We start from the raw sequence: 20,288 nt of genomic DNA, 5'->3' as shown, positions 1-20,288 counted from the left end.
TAGCCGAAACACAGTCGCCGATCTTTATCCTCGCCACTGTCAGCCTTGATCTTGTCCGCATGATTGCCCCAGCCCCCAGGCCCTTGCCGGTCGCCACGGAACAGAACGCGTGAAACCAGACAGGTCCGACGACGAGGAAATCAGCAGCGGCAAACGCTCCACGACCATCCAGTCGGTGTCCATCGCAGCACGCTTCCTGGATATTCTCGCGAGAGCCGACGGCCCACTGGCGCTTGGCGAAGTCGCCCGGCAGGGGCGGACAGGCACCTCGACGGCGCATCGCTACATGCAAAGCCTTGTCCGCGAACGGCTGGTTGCCCAGGACCCGATGACCGGCCGCTACGATCTGGGGCCGGCCGCGCTCAGCATCGGCATCGGCGCGTTGCGGCGCATCGAGCCCATCGAAGTCGCGGCACGCCTGATGAAGACGCTGTCGTCGGAAATCGCGGCCAGCTGCGGCGTCGCGATCTGGACCGATCAGGGACCGACCATCATCCGCTGGTACCGCAGCTCGGATTTCTCGATCAGCACGGTTTCGCTCGGCGATGTCCTGCCGCTTGACAACACCGCCTGCGGCCTGGTGTTCCAGGCCTATCTGCCGCGCGAGACGGTCGCCGCGGCGCGCAAGCGACAACCCGCAACGTTCAGGGGCAGCCCGCCCTCGAAAGAGACGCTCGATGCAGCACGCCAGGCCGCCGGCGTCGAACTCAACGAGCATCTGTTCTCTCTGCTGACCGGCAAGGCAGCACCGGTGTTCAACGCGCAGAACGAGATCGCCTGCGTCGTCACCACCGTCTCCTTCGTCAAGACGGCCGAAGCCACCGGGCACTGGAGCGCTCTGCGCGCCATGGCCACACAGGCCTCGCTCGAATCCGGGGCTTCTCCGCATCGCGGGTGAACAACACCTCACCGGATGCCCAGGTGCCCCCGCAATGTGGAGCTTTCATACTCACCGCGGAACAGGCCGCGCCGCACCAGTTCGGGAACCAGTTCTTCGAAGAAAAGCTTGAGCGAACCCACCGAACCGCCGGGGAGCGCGATGAAGCCGTCGAGTGCACCCGCCTCGAAGCGCTCGACGATGTCGTTCAGGACATCGTCGACTGTGCCGACGGAAACCCAGTGCGCGGAGCCGACGACTTCAGGCCGTGCCAGCACCTCCTCGACAGTCGGGCTGTTCGCAGCAATGAAGCGGCGCAGCAGTTCGGCATGGGTTCGGCTGCGGACGGGATGGTCGGAAGCAGGCAGAAGATCAGGGCTGACGCGGCTGCCCGGGGCAAGCGCGCCGACATCCAGTCCAAGCACGCTCTTCAACGCTTCCACGCGGCGCTCGCGTGTCAGATGTGCGTGCGCGCGTTCGTGCAGTTTCCAGGCTTCCTCGCGCGTCCTGGCAAGGAAGAAATAGAGCCCGGGCAAGACGCGGACGGCATTCGCCGGGCGTCCTTGCCGTTCTGCCCTGTTGCGCAGATCCGCGCGCAGTTCGATGCCGTCGCCGATGTCCGGCATGGCGGCAAAGGTCGCATCCGCGACCGACGCTGCGAAGCTGCGGCCGATTTCGGACGCGCCGGCCTGAAACAACGGCGGCGGGCCGGCCTCATGCCCCGGAACATTGAGAGGTCCCTTCACATGGAAGAACTCGCCGGCATGGTCGATCGTCCGGACCGATGCCGACGACGAAACGCCGGGGTAGCTTGCCCATAGCTGCCGCACGAGATCAGTGAACTCCGCGGCCCTGCGATAGCGGACTTCCGGCGAAGGCATCGGCTCGTTGCCGAAATTCTCGGCACCCTCAATCGAGGTCACGATGTTCCAGCCGGCCCTGCCTTTGCTGATCCAGTGCAGGGACTGGGTCTGGCGGGCAACGACATAGGGCGGATTGAAGGTGGTCGAGGCCGTCGTGACGAGCCCGATCTTCTCGGTCTCCCGCGCGATCGCGGCCAGCATCATCGTCGGGTCGAGCCCGACATGGGTAGGCGAATGCGCCACCATGGCCTGGTTCATGACGAGATAATCCGGCCTGAAGACGAAATCGAGCTTTGCTCTTTCGGCCGCCTGGGCGAGCTCGACATAATACTCGACCGGTCCCATGCCCGCCGAGAGCGCCTCATCCGGATGCGGACGCTGTCCCTTGAGCCAGGTGGGCGTCAGGCTCAATCCGATGTGCAGTTTCCTGTGCGTGGTCATGCCGATTGTTTTCTGCTGTCTGGACCATGGATTGCGGGAACCGGCCGTCCTTTAGGGATGACCAGCGGGGTTGCCGAGACCGGATCGGCGATGATGACCGAAGGCAGGCCGAAAACCGCCTCGACCAGTTGCTCGGTGACGATCTCGACAGCCCTGCCTTCGGCGACGATCGCACCATGCTTCATGGCGATCAGATGGGATGCATAGCGGCAGGCATGGTTGAGATCGTGCAGGACGGCGACGACGGTGTGGCCCTGGTGGTGGAGGTCGGCCAAGAGGTCGAGCAATTCGATCTGGTGCGCGATGTCGAGGAAGGTGGTTGGTTCGTCGAGCAGCAGGATGGGCGTTTGCTGCGCCAGCACCATGGCGATCCACGCCCGCTGCCGCTGACCGCCCGAAAGCTCATCCATCAATCGATCGGACAGATCCGTCATGTGTGTGGCTTCCAGAGCGGCGGCCACGGCTTTTTCATCAGCCTTCGACCATTGCCTGAGGAAGGATTGGTGAGGATAGCGCCCCCGCGCGACCAGGTCCGCGACGGTGATCGCATCGGGAGCGACGGAGCTTTGCGGCAACAGGCCAAGGCGGCGGGCCACTTCCTTCGCCGGAAGCTCGCCGATGCACCTGCCGTCGAGAACCACGCGACCGGCCGAAGGCGGCAGCAGTCGCGACAGCGCACGCAAAAGCGTGGATTTGCCGCAAGCGTTCGGCCCGATGATGACGGTGAAGGACCCATCGGGAATCGCCACCGACAACCCAGTCGAAATCAAACGCTTGTCGTAGCGAAGCGTCACGCCATCGGCATGCAGACGATGCGCCATATTGCCCTTCCTGCCTGACCGTGGCCCTGTGAGAACTGCGACCTCGATATCGCATTACGGAATGCATATTGCATTGCGGGATACAATGCCTATTGTGGAATAAACAAGTCAAGTTTAACACCCCGTGCGATGACGCAAGGTCGCACCACGGCTTCCCTTCAATCCCGACCCGATCCTCAACGATGATGCCGATCCAGAAATTCGTCCTTTCCCTGCTGGCCGTCGCGGCAATCGCGACGATGCCGGACCGCGCGCTTGCGCAGGAGCAGGACTGGCCGAGGACGATCGCGCAGACAGGCGGCACGCTGACGTTGAAATCGAAACCCCAGCGGATCATCTCGACCACGCCCAGCGTCACCGGCATCCTGTTGGCCATCGGTGCGCCGGTGATCGCCACGGCCGCGACGACACCCACGATCCTGACTGACAAAAAGGGCTTCTTCTCGCAATGGGCTGCGGCGGCCGACGAACGCAGCGTCGAAGTCCTCTACCCCAACCTCAACTTCGACATCGAAGCCGTCATCGGACAAAACCCGGATCTGCTGATCGCCTCGGCAACAGGCGCCGACAGCGTGGTACAGCACAGGGCCGAACTTGCCGCGCAAGGCGTCCCGACGATGGTCGTCAACTATTCCAACCGGAGCTGGCAGGAGATCGCCGTCGAACTCGGCAAGGCCACCGGCCTTGAAGCGAAAGCAGGCGATGCCATCAAGCGGTTCGACGACTATGCCGCGCAGGCAGCAGTCTCGATGACACGCCCGAAAGGAAAGGTCAGCATCGTCGGATACAATATCGGCGGCAGTTATTCGATCGGCCGGCCTGAAAGCCCGCAGGCCAGATTGCTGACGGCACTCGGCTTCGACGTGGTGGGACTGCCCAAGGACATCGAAGGCGATGTGACGCGACGCTCGGACTTCGACTTCATATCGCGCGAGAACCTTTCCGCGGCCATCACAGGAGACACCGTCTTCCTGCTGCGCGGCACCGACAAGGATGTCGATGCCTTCGTCGCCGATCCCATGCTCGCCAATCTGCCCGCCATCGCGAACAGGAAGGTCTACGCACTTGGACCGACATCATTCCGCATCGACTATTATTCCGGGCGCCAGATGATCGATGCGGTCGCCGGGCACTTCCGATAATCATGGATCGTGGGGAACAGCGGGAAGTCGAGAGGCCGTCTCGGCTTGTTCAACGGCGAAAGCGCCTCTGGGGTCTCGCCGGTGCGGTCCTGACGCTCGCGGTTGTCAGCCTGCTCAGCCTGGCCGTCGGCTCGCGACCGGTTCCATTCGCCGAGCTGCTGGATACGTTCCGAGCCTATGATCCTCTCGATGACCGGCATCTCGTCATCTGGGAATTGCGGGTGCCACGCACCATCGTGGCGATCCTTGCCGGACTGGCGCTGGGGATCGCCGGAGCCGTCATGCAGGCGATCACCCGAAACCCGCTCGCGGAGCCCGGATTGCTCGGCATCAATGCGGGCGCGGCGACGGCCGTGATCATCGGGATCGCGGCATTCCATCTCACGGCGATGATCCAGTATGTCTGGTTCGCTTTTGTCGGTGCGGGCTTGGCGGGGATTGCCGTTTTCATCCTTGGGCAGGCCCACGAAACAGGCACCAATCCGGTCCGCCTCGTGCTTGCCGGTGCCGGCCTTTCCGTGATGCTGGGTTCGCTGACCGGCATCATCATGCTCAACGCACCGCCGGAGGTGGTCGACGATTTCCGCCACTGGTGGGCTGGCTCCATCGAAGGACGCAGTTTCGATGTCGCTGGCATACTTGCCATCGCGGTCACTGTCGGACTTGCGGTCGCCTTGTTCATCTCGAGGGACCTGAACGCCGTGGCGCTCGGCCGTGATCTTGGCGAAGCGTTGGGCGTCAGACTAGGCAGAACGTGGGTGCTTGCCTGCCTGACCGTCATGCTCCTGGCGGGTGCGGCGACCGCGGCCACCGGACCGATCGGTTTCGTGGGACTTGTCGCGCCCCATGCCGCCCGACTCGCCACCGGTCCCGACTATCGCTGGCTACTGCCCTTCTCGGCGCTGTTCGCTGCGATCCTGCTGTTGTGCGCCGATATCGCCGGGCGCGTTGTCGTCGCCCCTGCGGAGGTCGCGGCGGGCATCGTCGCCCTGCTTGTCGGTGGGCCGTTCTTCGTCGCCGTGGTTCGCAGATACCGATTGGCAAGACTATGAGACCGTCCAGTTCCTTCATTGGTCTCCGGATCGGCGGCCTCTCTCTGCGCCTGCGTGGACGCTCTGTCGCGGTCTGCATCGCACTCGCGCTGACTGGCCTCGCGCTCGGCATCCTGCTGCTCGGAACCGGAACACTGCATCTAACGCCATCCGAAGTGGTCGGCAGCCTGTTCGGGGCAGGCAGCAATCCGACTGCTGAGCGCATCGTCATGCGTATTCGGTTGCCGCGCATGGTAACGGCGATGCTGGTCGGTGCCTCGCTCGGCATGGCCGGCGCGATCTTCCAGTCGCTTTCGCGCAATGCCCTCGGCTCCCCCGACATCATCGGCTTCACCACCGGTGCCGCGACAGGTGCCCTGCTGCAGATCGTGCTCTTCGATGCGGGTCCGCTCGCCGTATCTGTTGCGGCGTTCGCATCCTGCATCGCGACAGCCGTCGCGGTACTTCTGCTATCGATGAAGAACGGTGCAACCGGCGGCTATCGGCTCGTTCTGGTCGGTGTCGGCGTCGGCGCGATCCTGTCCGGCATCAACACCATCCTGCTGGTCAAAGGCGGTCTCGATCAGGCTGCGGCCGCCCAGCTCTGGCTGGCCGGTTCGCTCAACACGCGGACATGGGCGCATGTGATACCGGCGGCAATAGGCTTCGCGGCGCTTGTTCCCGTCATCGTCCTCAATGCCCGCCGGACGACGTTGCTGGAAATGGGCGACGACACGGCAAGCCAGCTCGGCGTCACGCCGGAGCGGACACGGCTGACCATGGTCATGGCGGCCGTCAGCCTGACCGCAATTGCGACCGCTGCCGCCGGCCCGATCGCCTTCGTCGCCCTGGCAGGACCACAGCTTGCCAGGCGCCTGACCTCTTCACCCGACGTGCCATTGGTGAGTGGGGCATTGATGGGGACAGTGCTGCTTCTGCTCGCCGATCTGATCAGCCAACGCGCGCCTCTCCAGGTCAACATGCCTGTCGGCCTCACCACGGGTATGCTGGGCGGTGTCTACCTGCTCTGGTTGCTGACGCGAAAAAGAACGGTCTAGACCGACCCGCGCTCGACCACGGCCACCACCGACACACAATCCCCCGCCTTGACCAGGCCGGGGAAATGCCGGGCCGTCAGCAGGCCGGAAATCTTCGCTCTGATCTCCTGCGGCGCCTGCCCGGTGCGGCCGGTCGAATGGATGCGCGCGACAACGGCGCCGGCATCGATCGGCTCACCGAGATCGACCATCGTCTCGATCATGCCATCCTCCTCGGCAAAGCAGAAGCAGTCGCCGGACGGCATGTCGAGCCAGCGCGTCGGGGACTTCTCGACCGCACCGGCCACGATGCCCTCGTGTCGCAGTACATTCAGGATGCCGCGCCTGGCGATGCGCACCGTTTCGGCCCGCGAGGTGCCGCCGCCGCCGAGCTCGGTGGTGACGAAGACCTTGCCCATCTCCTCGGCCGCAGTGTCGTACATGCCGACCGCATCGATCTCGAGCATCTTCATCGAAAAGGGCGCGGAGAAAGCCTCGACGGCTGCGAAGGCACGCGCCTCCTGCGCTTTGTCCGGCAGGATATGGGCGGCGCAGAACGGCACGAAATCCAGCGTCCGCCCGCCGGAATGGAAGTCGAAGACGACATCTGCGCGCGGCAGCAGTTCACGCTGGAAGTAATCCGCGATCTTCTCCGTGACCGTACCGTCGGGACGGCCAGGAAAGCTGCGGTTCATGTTGCCCTTGTCGACGGGCGAGGTCCGCGTGCCGGCCCGGAAGGCAGGATAGTTCATCGCCGGCACGATGATCACCGTGCCGGAGACTTCCTTCGGGTCGAGCGTGCGGGCGAGTTCGTAGAGCGCCAAGGGCCCCTCATACTCGTCGCCATGATTGCCGCCGGTGAGCAACGCCGTCGGGCCGTTGCCGTTCTTCACCACGCAGATCGGGATCATCACCGAGCCCCAGGCGGAGTCGTCACGGCTGTAAGGCAGGCGCAGGAAGCCGTGCTGGACACCTCCACGATCGAAATCGACCGTGGGAGAAATAGGAGAAGGCCGCGACATCGTCAGTCCTTCACCACCAGCTTGCGCGGCACATTGGCCAGGCATTCGACCCCGGTCTCGGTGATCAGGATCGATTCCGTGATCTCCAATCCCATCGTCTCCAGCCACAGGCCGGTCATGAAATGGAATGTCATGCCGGGCTTGAGCTCGGTGCGGTCGCCGGGGCGCAGGCTCATGGTGCGTTCGCCCCAGTCCGGCGGATAGGAGATGCCGATCGGATAGCCGGTGCGGTTGTCCTTGACGATGCCGTACTTCTTCAAGACAGCGAAGAAGGCATTGGCGATATCCTCGCAGGTGTTGCCAGGCCTCGCTGCCGCCAGGCCGGCCTCCATGCCTTCGAGCGTCGCCTTTTCGGCGTCCAGGAAGGCCTGTGTCGGCTTGCCGAGGAAGACGGTGCGCGAAAGCGGGCAATGGTAGCGGTGGTAGCAGCCTGCAATCTCGAAGAAGGTGCCCTCGCCCACCTTCATCGGCTTGTCGTCCCAGGTGAGGTGCGGCGCCGACGCATCCTCGCCCGACGGCAGCAGCGGCACGATCGCCGGATAATCGCCGCCGAAGCCATCCGTGCCACGGATGCCGGCATCGTAGATTTCGGCAACGAGATCGCATTTGCGCATGCCGACTTCCATTTTGTCGACGATGCGCTGGTGCATCGCTTCCACGATTCGGGCGGCCTTGCGCATGTAGTCGATCTCGGTCGCGCTCTTGACCGCGCGCTGCCAGTTGACCAGCGCGGTGGCATCGACGAAGCGGGCGTTGGGCAAGTGCTGCTGCAGCGACGCGAAGGCCTTGGCCGAGAACCAGTAATTGTCCATCTCGACGCCGATCCGCTTGCCATCCCAGCCGCGCTTGGCAAGCAGTTCGGCGAGATAGTCCATCGGGTGGCGCTCGGTCGACTGCACATAGTGGTCGGCATAGCCGATGATGTTGTCGTGGTTCAGATAGGCGGTACGCTTGGCGCCGTTGGCATCCTGGCCGCGCCCGTACCAGATCGGCTCGCCATGCGGCGGCACGATCACCGCCTGATGCACGTAGAAGGACCAGCCGTCATAGCCCGTCAGCCAGGCCATGTTGGAAGGGTCCGAGCAGATCAGCACATCGACACCCTTGGCTTCCATGGCCGCGCGTGTCTTTGCGAGGCGCTGCGCATACTCCTCGCGCGAAAACTTCAAGTTGGGCTGCATTCTTCCAGTTTCCTCGTTTTGACCCCTTACAGGGCCATCAGCTTTCAAAGATTGTTCCCGCATCCGCCGCCCTCGCCCGGTCCCGCGCGAGCGTGGCGATGGCGGTATCCTGCACACCCGTGCCGGTGAGATCGGCAAGCGTGATGTCGGCCGCGGTGCGGCGGCCATGCCTGCGTCCGGCGATGATCTGGCCGAGTTCGGCGACCTCGGCATCGGCCGCCATCAGACCGGCGTCGATGGCGTGGTGCAGTTCGCCGAGCCGGCGTGTCTGCCGGGCGCTGTCGGCGACATAGAGATCGGCCATGCGGATCACCGCCGGCGCGATCTCGTTCTTGTGCTCGGCGTCGGAACCCATGGCGGTGATATGCTGCCCCGCCGAGACAAAGCCTGCATGGATCAGCGGCTCGGTCGCCGGTGTCGTCGTCACGATCACATCCGCCCCGGCTGCCGCTTCCGCCGCATCGGGCTCGGCGCGCACGTCGATGCCCAGCCTCTCGCGCAATTCGCCGGCAGCCGCCTCCGCCTTTGCGGCATCGCGGGCCCAGATGCGGGCTTCGGTGATCGGCCGCACCAGCTTCAGCGCCTCGAGCTGCAGTTTCGCCTGCATGCCTGCGCCGAAGATGGTAGCTCTTGCGGCATCCGGCCGGGCAAGATGTTTTGCCGCCACAGCACCGGCGGCGGCGGTGCGGATATCGGTGAGATAGCCGTTGTCGATCAGAAGCGCCTCGGTGACACCGGTCGTTGCCGACAAAAGCACCATCAGCCCGTTGGTGCTCGGCAGGCCGAGCGTGGGGTTGTCGAAGAAACCGGGACTGATCTTGATGGCGAAGGCGTCGATGCCGGGCACATAGGCCGTCTTCACATCGACCTCGCCGCGATGCTCGGGAATGTCGAGCCTGAGGATCGGCGGCATCGCCACCTTCTCCGTGGCGAGGGCGCGGAAGGCGTTTTCCACGCAGGCCACGACTTCGAGGTCGAGTTTGACGAGACGGCGCAGGTCCGTCTCGGTGAGGATGGTCATCGGCCTCATGCCGCCAGCTCCTCTTTCCCACAGACGATGTCGCGATGCCGGCCCATGTCGATGTTGCGACCGGAGAGCACCAGCACGACCGGGCCATGCGATTTGATCTTGCCGGCCAGCAGCGCTGCGATGCCGACCGCACCTGCACCTTCGACGATCTCGCGTTCCTGGCTGTAGCCATGGATAATGCCGGCGGCGATCTCCGCTTCGGACAGCAGCACGACATCGTCGAGCAGATCGCGGCACATCGAAAAGGTCAGCCGGTTGTCCAGGCCGATGCCGCCGCCGAGCGAGTCCGCCAGGGTCGGCACTTCCTCGACCTGCACCGGCCGTCCGGCATCGAGGCTGGCCTTCATGGCCGCACCGCGCTGCATCGAAATGCCGATGATCCTCGTGTCCGGCTTGGCGCCTTTCACCGCCGCGGCGATGCCTGCTGCCAACCCACCGCCGGACAGCGGCACCAGCACGGTCGCGACGTCGGCAACGTCGCTCACGATCTCGAGCCCGAGCGTGCCCTGCCCGGCGATCACCGCCGGATGGTCGAAGGGCGGCACCATGACCAGCCCCTCTTCGGCCACCAGCCGATCGACTTCGACCTGGGCATCGTCCTGGCTGTTGCCGACGATGCGGATCTCGGCACCGAGACGCCGGATCTCCTCGACCTTGTTGGCCGGCACCAGCTTCGACATGCAGATGACGGCGCGCATGCCTTCCAGCTTCGCCGCAAAGCTGAGCGCGCGGCCGTGATTGCCGGTCGAAGCGGCGACGACGCCGCGTTTCCTGTCTTCGGCGCCGAGCCACGCGATCGCATTGGAAGCGCCGCGCAGCTTGAAACTACCAGTCGTCTGGCGATGCTCGAGCTTGAGATGCACCGGGACGCCGAAGCGCTCCGATAAGCTGGCCGAAACCACGACCGGCGTCGCGGCGACCTTGCCCACGATATGATCGCGCGCGGCGAGGATGTGCTGGAAGGTGACTGCATCCATGGCTGTCAGCCGCGCGGCAAGGGGCTGGTCATCAGCCGGCCCCATTCGGGATGGGGGGTATCGTCGCCACAGAGCCTGAGGCAATTCCAGGCGCTCGCCTGGTTGGACGTGACGACGGGCCGACCGATGGCCTCTTCGATCGCGACGGCCGCGAGTGCCGAGCGCAGCGCCGTGCACGACACGAACAGTGCTTCCGCATCGGCATGCATGGCCTGGCGCGCCAGCTCGACCAGCGTCGAAGGCGCGATACGCGCCATCTCGCGATCATCGTCGAAGCCGAGGCAGGTGAAGGACGCGATGTTGAAACCGTGACGGACGAAATAATCCGCCATCGGCTGGCTGGTCTCGACTGTGTAGGGCGTGAGCACACTGATGGTCTTGGCGCCCACTGTCCTCAGTCCCCGCATGGCCGCCATCGGTGGCGTCACCACGGCCACGCCGGGCTTGGCGGCTTGTATCGCAGCCTCGATCTCGACATCGCCGATAACGACCGAGGCAGAGGTGCAGGAATAGCAGATGGCGTCGAGCTTCTCGTCCGGCAGGATAAGATCGGCGGCCTCGGTCAAGGCCGGCTGCATCTTGCGCAGGTTTTCCGGCGTGGTCGGGTTGGCGTAGGCGACGCGCGCGACATAGACGCCGATGCGCTCGCTCGCCACCATGCGCCGATAGTCCGGCTCGGTGGTGTGATCGGTCGCCAGGATGATCAGGCCGACGCGCTTTTCCAGCGGACGCGGGTCGAGCGCCGGACGGTCCGGATGCAGGTGGATATCGGGTGCCATGGTTATCTCTCCACCTTGCCGTAGCGCCGTTCCAGCCATCGCAGCAGCACCACCGAGAACAGGCTGATCACCAGGAAGAAGGCGCCAACCAGCGTCATCGGCTCGACATAGCGGTAGTAGGTGTTGGCGACGCTTTTGGCCTGGTTCATCAGTTCCAGCACGGTGATGGCCGAAAGCAGCGGCGTTTCCTTGAACATGGCGATGAAATAGTTGGCCAGCGCTGGGATCATCGGAGGGATCGCCTGCGGCAGGATGATGTGCATCCAGGTCTGGCGGCCGTTGAGGTTGCAGGCCTTGGCCGCTTCCCATTGCCCACGCGGCACGTTGTCGATGCCGGCGCGATAGACCTCGGCCGCATAGGTGCCGTAGTGCAGGCCAAGCCCGATGACGCCCGCCGTCAGCGGCGGCAGCAGCAGACCGAAATCCGGCAGCACGTAGAAGATGAAGTAGAGCTGGACCAGGAGCGGCGTGCCGCGGATGAATTCGGCGAGGAAGCCGACCGTGCGCGAGACGATCCGGTTCTCCGAGCGCCGCAGAAGCGCAATGGCAAGCCCGAGCGCCGCCGCCAGCGCGGAGCCCAGAATGGTCGCCAGGATGGTGATCTTCACGCCCTCGAGGAGGGTCGGCATGATCTCGCGGACGAAGGCCCAATCCCATTCCATCAGACGCGCACTCCGTCGAGACCGCGCGACAGGCGGCGTTCCAGGCGGCGTGTGCCCCAGGAAATCAGCAACGCCAGCACGAAATAGATGATGAGGATGGTGGCGAACGGCACCAGCGTGTTGCCGGTCTGGGCACGGACCACCTGCGCCTGGAAGGTCAGGTCGGCCAGCGAGATCAGCGACACCACCGAAGTGGCCTTGAGCAGCTCGATGGCGTTGTTGCAGAAGGTCGGCAGCATGACCAGGAAGGCCTGCGGCAGGATGACATGGCGCATGCCTTGCCAACGGCCGAGATTGAGCGCCGTGCAGGCCTCATATTGTTCCTTGCCGATGGACTGCACGGCACCGCGCACGACCTCGGCCGCATAGGCGCCGACATTGAGGCCGAGCGCGAGCACACCGGCCTGCAGCGGCGTGAGTTCGAACCCGAGAATGGGCAGGACGAAATAGGCCCAGAACAGCTGGACGAAGATCGAGGTCCCGCGAAAGAACTCGATATAGACCGTGGCCAGCGTCCGAACCGCAAAGAAGCGCGACAACCGGCCGAGCCCGGCCAGGAACGCCATGATGAGCGCCAGCACCGACCCCATCAGCGTCAGCTTGATGGTGACCAGCGCTCCTTGCAAAATCAGGTCGAGATATCCGGACCAGGCGGTCATAGCGTCTTCCGGTTGATGAAAACGGGATCACTGCGCTCTTCTCCCCGTTCACGGGGAGAAGATGCCGGCAGGCAGATGAGGGGCAGCATGAACTTCTCAAAACGGACGCAGCTCCTCATACGGCCCTTCGGGCCACCTTCTCCCCGTGAACGGGGAGAAGGAAGGATGCCAAGTCTCACTTCGCCGCGCAGAGCTTGTCGCGCGTCGTCGACAGTGCTGCCTTGGCCGAGAAGCCGTAGGGCTCGACGATCTTGGCGAACTCGCCGGACTTCTTCATCTTCGCCAGCTCGACGTCGAAGGCATCGCGCAGTGCGGTATCCTTCTTGTTGAAGGCGGCACCATCGCAATAGACGGGCGCGCCCTGCACCGGCGCGATGACCTCGAGGTTCGGATCGTTGGCCTTCTTCATCAAGTCGTTGATGGAAAGCACCGGCAGCGAATAGGCGTCGATGCGGCCGTCCTGCAGCATCTTGATGCCGCTCTGGCCATCCGGCACCACGATGACACGGTCGCGCGGCACGCCGGCGTTCAGCGCCAGCTTCTCCTCGGTGCCGCCGCCCGGCGCGCCGATGGTGGCGGCGGTGTCCTTGGCGACATCCTCGTAGCTCTTGAAGCCCTTGGGATTGCCCTTCTTCACCAGCATGGCCTCGGCGTCGCACAGCACCGGCTCGGAATAGGCGACGGCGGCGCAACGCTCGGGCTTCATGAACAGGCCTGCGGTCACCACATCGAAGCGCCCGGCCTGCAGGCCCGGGATCATCGCGCCATATTCGGAGATCGAAGCGGCGACGTCGGCCACGCCGAGGCGCTTGAATATCTCCCGCGCGACGTCGGGAGCGGCGCCCGAAACCTTGCCGTCTGCAGCGACCGCCGTGTAGGGCGGCTCATTGGCGATCGCCAGGCGAGCAAAACCCTGGCTCTTCAGTTGTTCAAGCTTGCTGTCGTCGGCACGGCTGCCGACGGTCGTGGCGGCCAAAATACCCAGCGCGAAACCGGCGACGGCTACCGTTGTTGTAAATGTTCTCATTGTTCCCAGCTCCATGTTTTTCGGTTTTTGTTGGTGGTCGTGATGCCGCCTGCGCGGCAATCGGTCGCTTCCGCCTGCGGTCAGACGCGATGTCCTGCCGCGATGATCTTCTTCAGGAAGTTCTGTGTGCGCTCCTGCTTGGGATGACGGAAAATGTCGTCGGGCTTGCCCTCTTCCACGATCTTGCCGCGATCGAAGAACAGCACCCGGTCTGCGAAGTCATGGGCAAAACCCATCTCGTGCGTGACCAGCAGCATGGTCATGTCTGTCTCGGCAGCGAGCTTGCGCATGACGTTCAGCACTTCGCCGACCAGTTCCGGATCGAGCGCGGAGGTCACCTCGTCGAAGAGCATGATCTTGGGCGACAGGGCGAGCGCGCGGGCGATCGCCACGCGCTGCTTCTGGCCGCCCGAAAGCTGCGCGGGCATTGCCTTGGCCTTGTCGGCAAGGCCCACCATGTCGAGCAGTTCCATCGCCCGCTTCTCGGCGGCGGCGCGTGGCGTGCCCTTGGTCAGCATCGGCGCAAGGGTGATGTTGTCGAGCACGCATTTGTGCGGAAACAGGTTGAAGAGCTGGAAGACCATGCCGATCTTCTGGCGCATCCTGGCGAGATGCCGTTCGCTCGCCGGCACCAGGGAGCCCTCGCGCTCCATGTGGTAGAGCTGTTCGCCGTCGACCTCGATGTGGCCGCCATCGATGCGCTCGAGCGTCATCAGGATGCGCAGGATCGTGGTCTTGCCGGATCCCGACGGGCCGATGAGCGCCAGCTTCTCGCCGGGCATGACCTGCATCGACAGTCCGTCCAGCACCTTGAAGGCACCGAAGCTCTTCGAAATCGCGTCGACCTTGATGATGGGCGCGGCCAATCGTCTATCCCCGTGTTGGAGAACTCTTGTCGCTAGAGCGTTTCCGTTTTTCACGGAAACGTGGAAACGCTCCAACTTTGTTCTTCCGCAATTCCGGACGCCAAACCGCTGCGCACTTTTGCTGGAATTGCTCTAACGATGGGGAAGCAACAAAATCATGTCAATTACCAAAATAATCTCATGACAATTTTTCCAATTCTGCCCGGATTTCAGGCAAAACGACTAAATCGCCAGCAGGAGATGCTCGGGATCGCCGAGCAGCAGGCGCGTGACGACGCCGAGGCCGGTTCGCAGTTCGCTCTCGGTGGTCGACCCGATCGAGATGCGCACGGCCGGATGCCATGGGGCTTCGGAAATACGGAACGATGCGCCGGGCGCGATCGCCACGCCCTGCAGCCGCGCCTGCGCCACAAACCCCTCTTCCGCACGATCCTCCGGAAGCGGCAGCCACAGGTGCAGCCCGTCGTTATGAGCATGAAACGTCACCCCGGCCAGCGTCTCCGCCGCGATGTCATGGCGCCGGCGCACGGCGGCGCGTTGCCAGCGCACCAGTTCCATGGCGGTGCCGTCCGCCACCCATTTGCTGGCGATCTCGGCCACCATCGGCGTCGCCATCCAGTTCGACACCAGATGCCGGTTGGCCACCGCCGCCACATAGCGGTCGGGTGCGGCAAGGTAGCCGATGCGCAGGCCGGGCACGGTGATCTTGGAGAACGAGGTGACGTAGAGCGTGCGTTCCGGTGCGAAATAGGCGACCGGCGGCGGACGATCCTCCAGCAACGGCCCCAGCACATCGTTTTCGATGATGGCGATGTCGTGCTTGCGCGCCACTTCGGCGATCTGCGAGCGCCGGATGCCGCCCATCAAGGTCGCGGTGGGGTTGATCACCGAAGGCTGCACGAAGACGGCGCGGATGTCGGAAAGCTGGCAGGCCTGATCCAACGCCTCGGGCACGATGCCATGATCGTCGATCGGCAGGCCTTCCAGATGGAAGCCGAGATAACGCGCCAGCGGCACCAGCGTGTGATGGCCGATGGCCTCGGTCACCACTGTGGAGCCGGGCGGCGCCACGCTCATCAGCGCCACCGTCATGCCGGCGGTCGCCCCATTGGTGAGGGTGATGTTCTGCGGCGAAGCCTCCAGACCGCACAGCTTCAGCCATTCCGCCGCCACCGCGCGATGGCGAGGGAACACCATATTCGGCCGGAACGACAGTGCCGAACTCGCGGGCAGCGTCTCGGCCAGCCAGCCGAGCGCCTGCTTCAGCTTCTCCAGATGCATCGGTTCGCAGACAGGCTTCAGGATCGACAGGTCGATCACCTCGCCCGGCCGCTCCGGCAGATAGGGCGGGTCCGGCTCCCGGCGCTGCGTCTGCACGAAACTGCCGCGGCCGATTTCCCCCGCGATGAGCCCACGCCGGATCAACTCCTCATAGGCACGGCTGACCGTCTGCACCGACAGTTTCAGTTCGTCCGCCAGCGCCCGATGCGTCGGCAGCCGCTCGCCATTTGCCAGCCGGCCATCGTGGATGGCGCGCGCGAACTGGTCGGCCAGCGATAGATAGGCAGGACGGCGGATCAATGCCGGATCGGGACGCCACAATGTCATGACTTCATTAGAGATCGAAATCAGTGCAATTGACAATCGGAATCATGCGCCTGCATGGTGTTGGCGACAGGAAAAGCAACGAATATGACCGGACTGAAACTCGACGCGATCGATCTGAAGATCCTCGACGCCATCCAGCGCGACGGGCGCATCACCAAGCTGGCGCTCGCCGAGCAGGTGGGATTGTCGCCGACGCCCTGCTGGATGCGGCTGGCGAAACTGGAAAAGGCCGGCATCGTCTCGGGCTATCACGCCCGGATCGCCATGCGCGCCATCGCCCCCATCGCCACGGTGCTGATGGAAGTGACGCTGGGCGCGCACAGGCAGGCCGATTTCGAGCGCTTCGAGCGCGCCATCCGCGACATTCCCGAGATCGTCGCCTGCTGGTCGGTGGGTGGCGGCGTCGACTACCTGCTCAAGGTGATGACCTCCGACATCGATGCCTACCAGCGTCTGGTCGATGCACTGCTGGAGCGTGAACTCGGCATCGACCGCTACTTCACCTACATCGTCATCAAGACGGTGAAAGACGAGGCCGTGCTGCCACTACCGGAGCTGCTTGCAGGCAACTAGTGGCGGCAACCTGACGCTTGGTACCCGGAGCAGACCACTGCTCTGGGTGTGGAAGTCCACTATTCAGCGTCCTATGCAGCGAGCTCATCATCCGTAGGGGGCTCGAACATCTCGGACCATTTCAACATCATCTCATCAGAGACGCGGAATGTGTCGGCCGCATTCCGAGCGGCGAGCCGGCTTAAAATCTCTTCCATCCTTGTCGGCAGGTAATGGACGACAGTGCTGGCCCCCAATTGCGCGGCACGCCTGCGAAAGTCGTCGCGCTCGAACCTGGACCAGAAACCAAAGTCCAAAATAACATCAACACCTTGCGTGAGAATACGCTCGGCCAGCTCCCAAAGCAGCGCTTCTATCGTATCATGCCTCATGTCGTGCTGGGGATGCTCGATGTCCTGACCGAAAAGGCGAAGATGCCATTCATCCGGCGTTAGCCGAATGGCCGGCAATGCCTCTTCCATCTCTTTCGCTCGCGTCGTCTTGCCGGAGCCCGGCAGTCCAACCATCAGATGCAGCGTGGCCAAAAGAACATCCTTCCGCTTTGGTGGCCACGACTTTGTACCGAGTTCTGGGATGGGTCGACCCCTACCGTTCCTCGCGGGCCGAATGTCCAACCAATCATATTCCGAATTCATGACCTGAGCCGCCGTCGAAACTCTCTCTTCCGCCGCGCCTGAAGAGAGAGTTTCTCTGCCAGCCGCATGCGGAATGGTCTTTCTCTCGCATCAGCGCCCCTAGACTGAAGGCATCCAAGATGGAGACCTCGCCATGTCCGCCCATGCCCATTTCGCCCGCCAGCAGCGCCATGAAGCGCTTGACGGCCTGACCGACCGGCGGCTCTATCGCGAACATGCCTATGTCGACGGCCATTGGACCGCGAGCGATGTCGCCGCCGGCTTCGAGGTGACCGATCCCGCCACCGGCGCAAGCCTCGCCTGGGTGGCCGCACTCGATGCCGCTCAGACAGGCAAGGCGGTCGACGCGGCAGCACGTGCCCTGTCCGGCTGGAAAGCGCTGCTGCCGCAGCAGCGTTCGGCCATCCTGCGCAAATGGTTCGAGCTCATCGTCGCAGCCAAGGCGGATCTCGCTCTGCTGATGACGCTCGAGCAGGGCAAACCGCTGCAGGAATCGCTGGGCGAGATCGACTATGCGGCCTCTTTCGTCGAATGGTACGCCGAGGAAGCGAAGCGGCTGAACGTGGAGACCGTCACCAGCCACCTGCCGGGCGCCGAAATGGCTGTCCGTCGCGAGGCGCTCGGCGTCGTCGGGGTGGTGACGCCGTGGAACTTCCCCTCGGCCATGCTGACGCGCAAGGCCGCTGCCGCACTTGCCGCCGGCTGTACCATCGTTGCCCATCCCTCCTCCGAGACGCCGCTTTCAGCACTGGCTCTGGCCGAACTCGGCGAGCGCGCCGGCCTGCCGGCCGGCGTCTTCAACGTCATCACCGGCGATGCCGCCACCATTGTCGGGCAGATGTGCGCCGATGCACGCGTCCGAGCCATGAGCTTCACAGGCTCGACCGAGATCGGCCGGCTGATCGCCGCGCAGTGCGCACCGACGATGAAACGTTTGATCATGGAACTGGGTGGACATGCGCCGCTGATCGTCTTTGCCGATGCCGATCTCGACAAGGCGGTGAAGATCGCCGTCGACGCCAAGTTCGCTACCTCGGGACAGGACTGTCTCGCCGCCAACCGCATCTATGTCGAACGGCCGCTCTACGACCGTTTCTGCGCGGCCTTCACCGAAAAGGTCTCGGCGCTGAAAGTGGGCGGCGGTCTTGCCGCGGACAGCGACATCGGACCGCTGATGCACGAACGGGCGGTGAAGAAAGTCGACGAACAGGTGAAGGATGCCACCGCCAAGGGTGCGCGCCTGCTCTGCGGCGGCGAACGGCATTCGGCCGGCCCGCTGTTCTACCAGCCGACCGTGCTGGCCGACCTCTCCGACGACGCGCTGATCATGCGCGAGGAAACATTCGGCCCGGTGGCGGCGATCACGCCCTTCGATGCCGAAGACGAAGTCGTCGCCCGCGCCAATGCCTCCGAATACGGCCTCGTCGCCTATGCCGTCACCGAGAACGGCGCGCGCCAGCGCCGCGTGGCGAGCGCACTGGAATACGGCATGGTGGCCGTTAACCGGGTCAAGATCACCGGCGCCCCGATCCCCTTCGGCGGCATCAAACAATCAGGTCTCGGGCGCGAAGGCTCGCGCCACGGCCTGGAAGCCTTCACCGACCTCAAATACATCTGCTTCGATCTGGCGTAAGCCGGCGGCTGAGACGAAAAGGAGAAAAACATGCTGCAGCAATCCAACGAACTCACCGCCTGGGATCGCGACCACTTCTTCCACCCCTCGACCCATATGGGCATGCATGCGCGTGGCGAGATGCCGAACCGCGTCATGGCCGGCGGCGAAGGCGTGACCGTGTGGGATACGACCGGCAAGAAGAGCCTGGATGCCTTTGCCGGGCTCTACTGCGTCAATGTCGGCTACGGCCGCCAGAAGATCGCCGATGCGATCGCCGAGCAGGCCAAGAGCCTTGCCTACTACCATGCCTATGTCGGGCACGGCACCGAGACCTCGATCCGGCTCTCCAAGATGATCATCGACCGCGCGCCGCAAGGCATGTCGCGCGTCTATTTCGGCCTGTCCGGCTCCGATGCCAACGAAACCAACATCAAGCTGATCTGGTACTACAACAACGTCCGCGGCAAGCCGGAGAAGAAGAAGATCATCTCGCGCTGGCGCGGCTATCACGGCTCGGGCGTGATGACCGGTTCGCTGACCGGCCTTGCCGGCTTCCACAACGCTTTCGACCTGCCGCGCGCGCCGATCCTGCACACGGAAGCGCCTTACTATTATCGCCGCGCCGACCGTTCGCAGTCCGAGGAGCAGTTCTCGCAATATTGCGCCGATCAGCTCGAAGCGCTGATCCTGGCGCAAGGCCCGGAAACGATCGCTGCCTTCATCGGCGAGCCGGTGCTGGGCACCGGCGGCATCGTGCCGCCGCCCGCCGGCTACTGGCAGAAGATCCAGGCGGTGCTTGCCAAATATGACATCCTGCTGGTGGCCGACGAGGTGGTGACCGGCTTCGGGCGACTGGGCTCGATGTTCGGCTCCGACCATTACGGCATGAAGCCCGATCTCATCACCATCGCCAAGGGACTGACCTCGGCCTATGCGCCGCTCTCCGGCGTCATCGTGCGCGACACGATGTGGAAGGTGCTGGTGGAGGGCTCCGACAAGCTTGGCCCGATCGGCCATGGCTGGACCTATTCGTCCCATCCGATCTGCGCCGCTGCCGGCGTCGCCAATCTGGAGCTCATCGACGAGATGGATCTGGTGAAGAATGCCGGCGAAACCGGCGCCTATCTCAACCAGCAACTGAGCAAGGCGCTCGGCGACCACAAGAATGTGGGCGAGGTGCGCGGCGAAGGCATGCTGGCGGCGGTGGAATTCGTCAAGGATCGTGACGGGCGCGTCTTCTTCGACGCGTCCGAAAAGATCGGCCCGCAGGTGTCCGCAGCTCTGCTGGAACGCGGCGTCATCGCCCGTGCGATGCCACAGGGCGACATCCTTGGTTTCGCGCCGCCGCTCTGCCTGACCAGGCAGGAAGCCGATACCATCGTCGAGAAAACCGCGGATGCGGTGAAAAGCGTCTTTTCCAAGGTCTGAGAAGCATGAATGCG

Annotated in this window: 20 protein-coding genes; 7 read left to right on the top strand and 13 right to left on the bottom strand. The window is 64.0% G+C overall.

The genetic code is table 11. The features are described 5' to 3' along the window. Positions 1–109 precede the first annotated feature (109 nt). Positions 110–898: an IclR family transcriptional regulator gene (locus tag ACFWXH_RS28765; protein ID WP_054313490.1), complete on the top strand. Its 789-nt coding sequence runs from the start codon at positions 110–112 to the stop codon at positions 896–898. 8 nt (positions 899–906) lie between these two features. On the opposite strand, the gene ACFWXH_RS28760 is transcribed toward ACFWXH_RS28765, so the two are convergent. Next, positions 907–2,181, bottom strand: a complete 1,275-nt coding sequence (locus tag ACFWXH_RS28760; protein WP_379124857.1) for an NtaA/DmoA family FMN-dependent monooxygenase — start codon at positions 2,179–2,181, stop codon at positions 907–909. Further along, complete coding sequence (locus tag ACFWXH_RS28755) at positions 2,178–3,002, bottom strand: ABC transporter ATP-binding protein (protein ID WP_379124856.1); 825 nt, start codon at positions 3,000–3,002, stop codon at positions 2,178–2,180. The genes ACFWXH_RS28760 and ACFWXH_RS28755 overlap by 4 nt, the downstream gene beginning before the upstream one ends. A 182-nt stretch (positions 3,003–3,184) precedes the next feature. Between ACFWXH_RS28755 and fepB the strand changes: the two genes are divergently transcribed. From fepB to ACFWXH_RS28740, 3 genes are read left to right on the top strand one after another with little or no spacing between them, the layout of a single operon-like run. Next, positions 3,185–4,144 (top strand): Fe2+-enterobactin ABC transporter substrate-binding protein, encoded by a 960-nt coding sequence (fepB, locus tag ACFWXH_RS28750; protein WP_379124855.1) that lies wholly within the window; start codon positions 3,185–3,187, stop codon positions 4,142–4,144. Between the two features lie 2 nt (positions 4,145–4,146). Continuing rightward, positions 4,147–5,196 (top strand): FecCD family ABC transporter permease, encoded by a 1,050-nt coding sequence (locus ACFWXH_RS28745; protein ID WP_379124854.1) that lies wholly within the window; start codon positions 4,147–4,149, stop codon positions 5,194–5,196. Further along, on the top strand, positions 5,193–6,233 hold the full coding sequence (locus tag ACFWXH_RS28740; RefSeq protein WP_379124853.1) for a FecCD family ABC transporter permease: 1,041 nt from the start codon (positions 5,193–5,195) through the stop codon (positions 6,231–6,233). Before ACFWXH_RS28745 ends, ACFWXH_RS28740 begins: the two co-directional genes overlap by 4 nt. Here the strand turns inward: ACFWXH_RS28740 and doeB are convergent. The 10 genes from doeB to ACFWXH_RS28690 all read right to left on the bottom strand — a co-directional run bounded on the left by doeB (position 6,230) and on the right by ACFWXH_RS28690 (position 16,023). Next, the gene (doeB, locus tag ACFWXH_RS28735) at positions 6,230–7,234 is read right to left on the bottom strand and encodes a N(2)-acetyl-L-2,4-diaminobutanoate deacetylase DoeB (protein WP_379124852.1); all 1,005 of its coding nucleotides are present in this window, start codon (positions 7,232–7,234) and stop codon (positions 6,230–6,232) included. The two genes, ACFWXH_RS28740 and doeB, sit on opposite strands and share 4 nt — an antisense overlap. A gap of 2 nt (positions 7,235–7,236) precedes the next feature. Next, on the bottom strand, positions 7,237–8,415 hold the full coding sequence (gene doeA / locus ACFWXH_RS28730) for an ectoine hydrolase DoeA (RefSeq protein WP_379124851.1): 1,179 nt from the start codon (positions 8,413–8,415) through the stop codon (positions 7,237–7,239). A 37-nt stretch (positions 8,416–8,452) separates the two neighbouring features. Further along, entirely contained in the window at positions 8,453–9,445 is a 993-nt protein-coding gene (locus ACFWXH_RS28725) for a cyclodeaminase (protein WP_379124850.1), read from the bottom strand. After that, entirely contained in the window at positions 9,442–10,422 is a 981-nt protein-coding gene (eutB, locus tag ACFWXH_RS28720) for a hydroxyectoine utilization dehydratase EutB (protein ID WP_379124849.1), read from the bottom strand. The genes ACFWXH_RS28725 and eutB overlap by 4 nt, the downstream gene beginning before the upstream one ends. Positions 10,423–10,427: 5 nt before the next feature. Next, on the bottom strand, positions 10,428–11,201 hold the full coding sequence (gene eutA, locus ACFWXH_RS28715) for an ectoine utilization protein EutA (RefSeq protein ID WP_379124848.1): 774 nt from the start codon (positions 11,199–11,201) through the stop codon (positions 10,428–10,430). A 2-nt stretch (positions 11,202–11,203) separates the two neighbouring features. Beyond that, positions 11,204–11,863 (bottom strand): ectoine/hydroxyectoine ABC transporter permease subunit EhuD, encoded by a 660-nt coding sequence (gene ehuD / locus ACFWXH_RS28710; RefSeq protein WP_379124847.1) that lies wholly within the window; start codon positions 11,861–11,863, stop codon positions 11,204–11,206. Then, positions 11,863–12,522 carry an ectoine/hydroxyectoine ABC transporter permease subunit EhuC gene (ehuC, locus tag ACFWXH_RS28705; protein ID WP_379124845.1) on the bottom strand — a complete coding sequence of 220 codons (660 nt, stop codon included), beginning with the start codon at positions 12,520–12,522 and terminating at the stop codon, positions 11,863–11,865. Before ehuC ends, ehuD begins: the two co-directional genes overlap by 1 nt. A 175-nt stretch (positions 12,523–12,697) precedes the next feature. Then, on the bottom strand, positions 12,698–13,549 hold the full coding sequence (gene ehuB, locus ACFWXH_RS28700) for an ectoine/hydroxyectoine ABC transporter substrate-binding protein EhuB (protein ID WP_054313478.1): 852 nt from the start codon (positions 13,547–13,549) through the stop codon (positions 12,698–12,700). Positions 13,550–13,629: 80 nt separating this feature from the next. Next, entirely contained in the window at positions 13,630–14,415 is a 786-nt protein-coding gene (gene ehuA / locus ACFWXH_RS28695) for an ectoine/hydroxyectoine ABC transporter ATP-binding protein EhuA (protein ID WP_379124844.1), read from the bottom strand. A 222-nt stretch (positions 14,416–14,637) separates the two neighbouring features. Further along, the gene (locus tag ACFWXH_RS28690; RefSeq protein WP_379124843.1) at positions 14,638–16,023 is read right to left on the bottom strand and encodes a PLP-dependent aminotransferase family protein; all 1,386 of its coding nucleotides are present in this window, start codon (positions 16,021–16,023) and stop codon (positions 14,638–14,640) included. 84 nt (positions 16,024–16,107) lie between these two features. On the opposite strand from ACFWXH_RS28690, the gene ACFWXH_RS28685 reads away from it, so the two are divergent. Next, entirely contained in the window at positions 16,108–16,596 is a 489-nt protein-coding gene (locus ACFWXH_RS28685) for an Lrp/AsnC family transcriptional regulator (RefSeq protein ID WP_379124842.1), read from the top strand. A gap of 71 nt (positions 16,597–16,667) precedes the next feature. On the opposite strand, the gene ACFWXH_RS28680 is transcribed toward ACFWXH_RS28685, so the two are convergent. Further along, entirely contained in the window at positions 16,668–17,120 is a 453-nt protein-coding gene (locus ACFWXH_RS28680) for an AAA family ATPase (protein WP_379124841.1), read from the bottom strand. Between the two features lie 244 nt (positions 17,121–17,364). On the opposite strand from ACFWXH_RS28680, the gene ACFWXH_RS28675 reads away from it, so the two are divergent. Both ACFWXH_RS28675 and ACFWXH_RS28670 read left to right on the top strand, forming a co-directional pair. Then, the gene (locus ACFWXH_RS28675) at positions 17,365–18,864 is read left to right on the top strand and encodes an NAD-dependent succinate-semialdehyde dehydrogenase (protein WP_379124840.1); all 1,500 of its coding nucleotides are present in this window, start codon (positions 17,365–17,367) and stop codon (positions 18,862–18,864) included. 30 nt (positions 18,865–18,894) lie between these two features. Next, complete coding sequence (locus ACFWXH_RS28670) at positions 18,895–20,274, top strand: aspartate aminotransferase family protein (protein WP_379124839.1); 1,380 nt, start codon at positions 18,895–18,897, stop codon at positions 20,272–20,274. Positions 20,275–20,288: the final 14 nt, after the last annotated feature.

Origin of the sequence: Mesorhizobium sp. NPDC059054, from assembly GCF_042739215.1 — a bacterium.
Taxonomy (GTDB): domain Bacteria; phylum Pseudomonadota; class Alphaproteobacteria; order Rhizobiales; family Rhizobiaceae; genus Mesorhizobium.
Note: the sequence above shows the minus strand (reverse complement) of the source record. Positions and strands in the feature narration are given on the sequence as shown.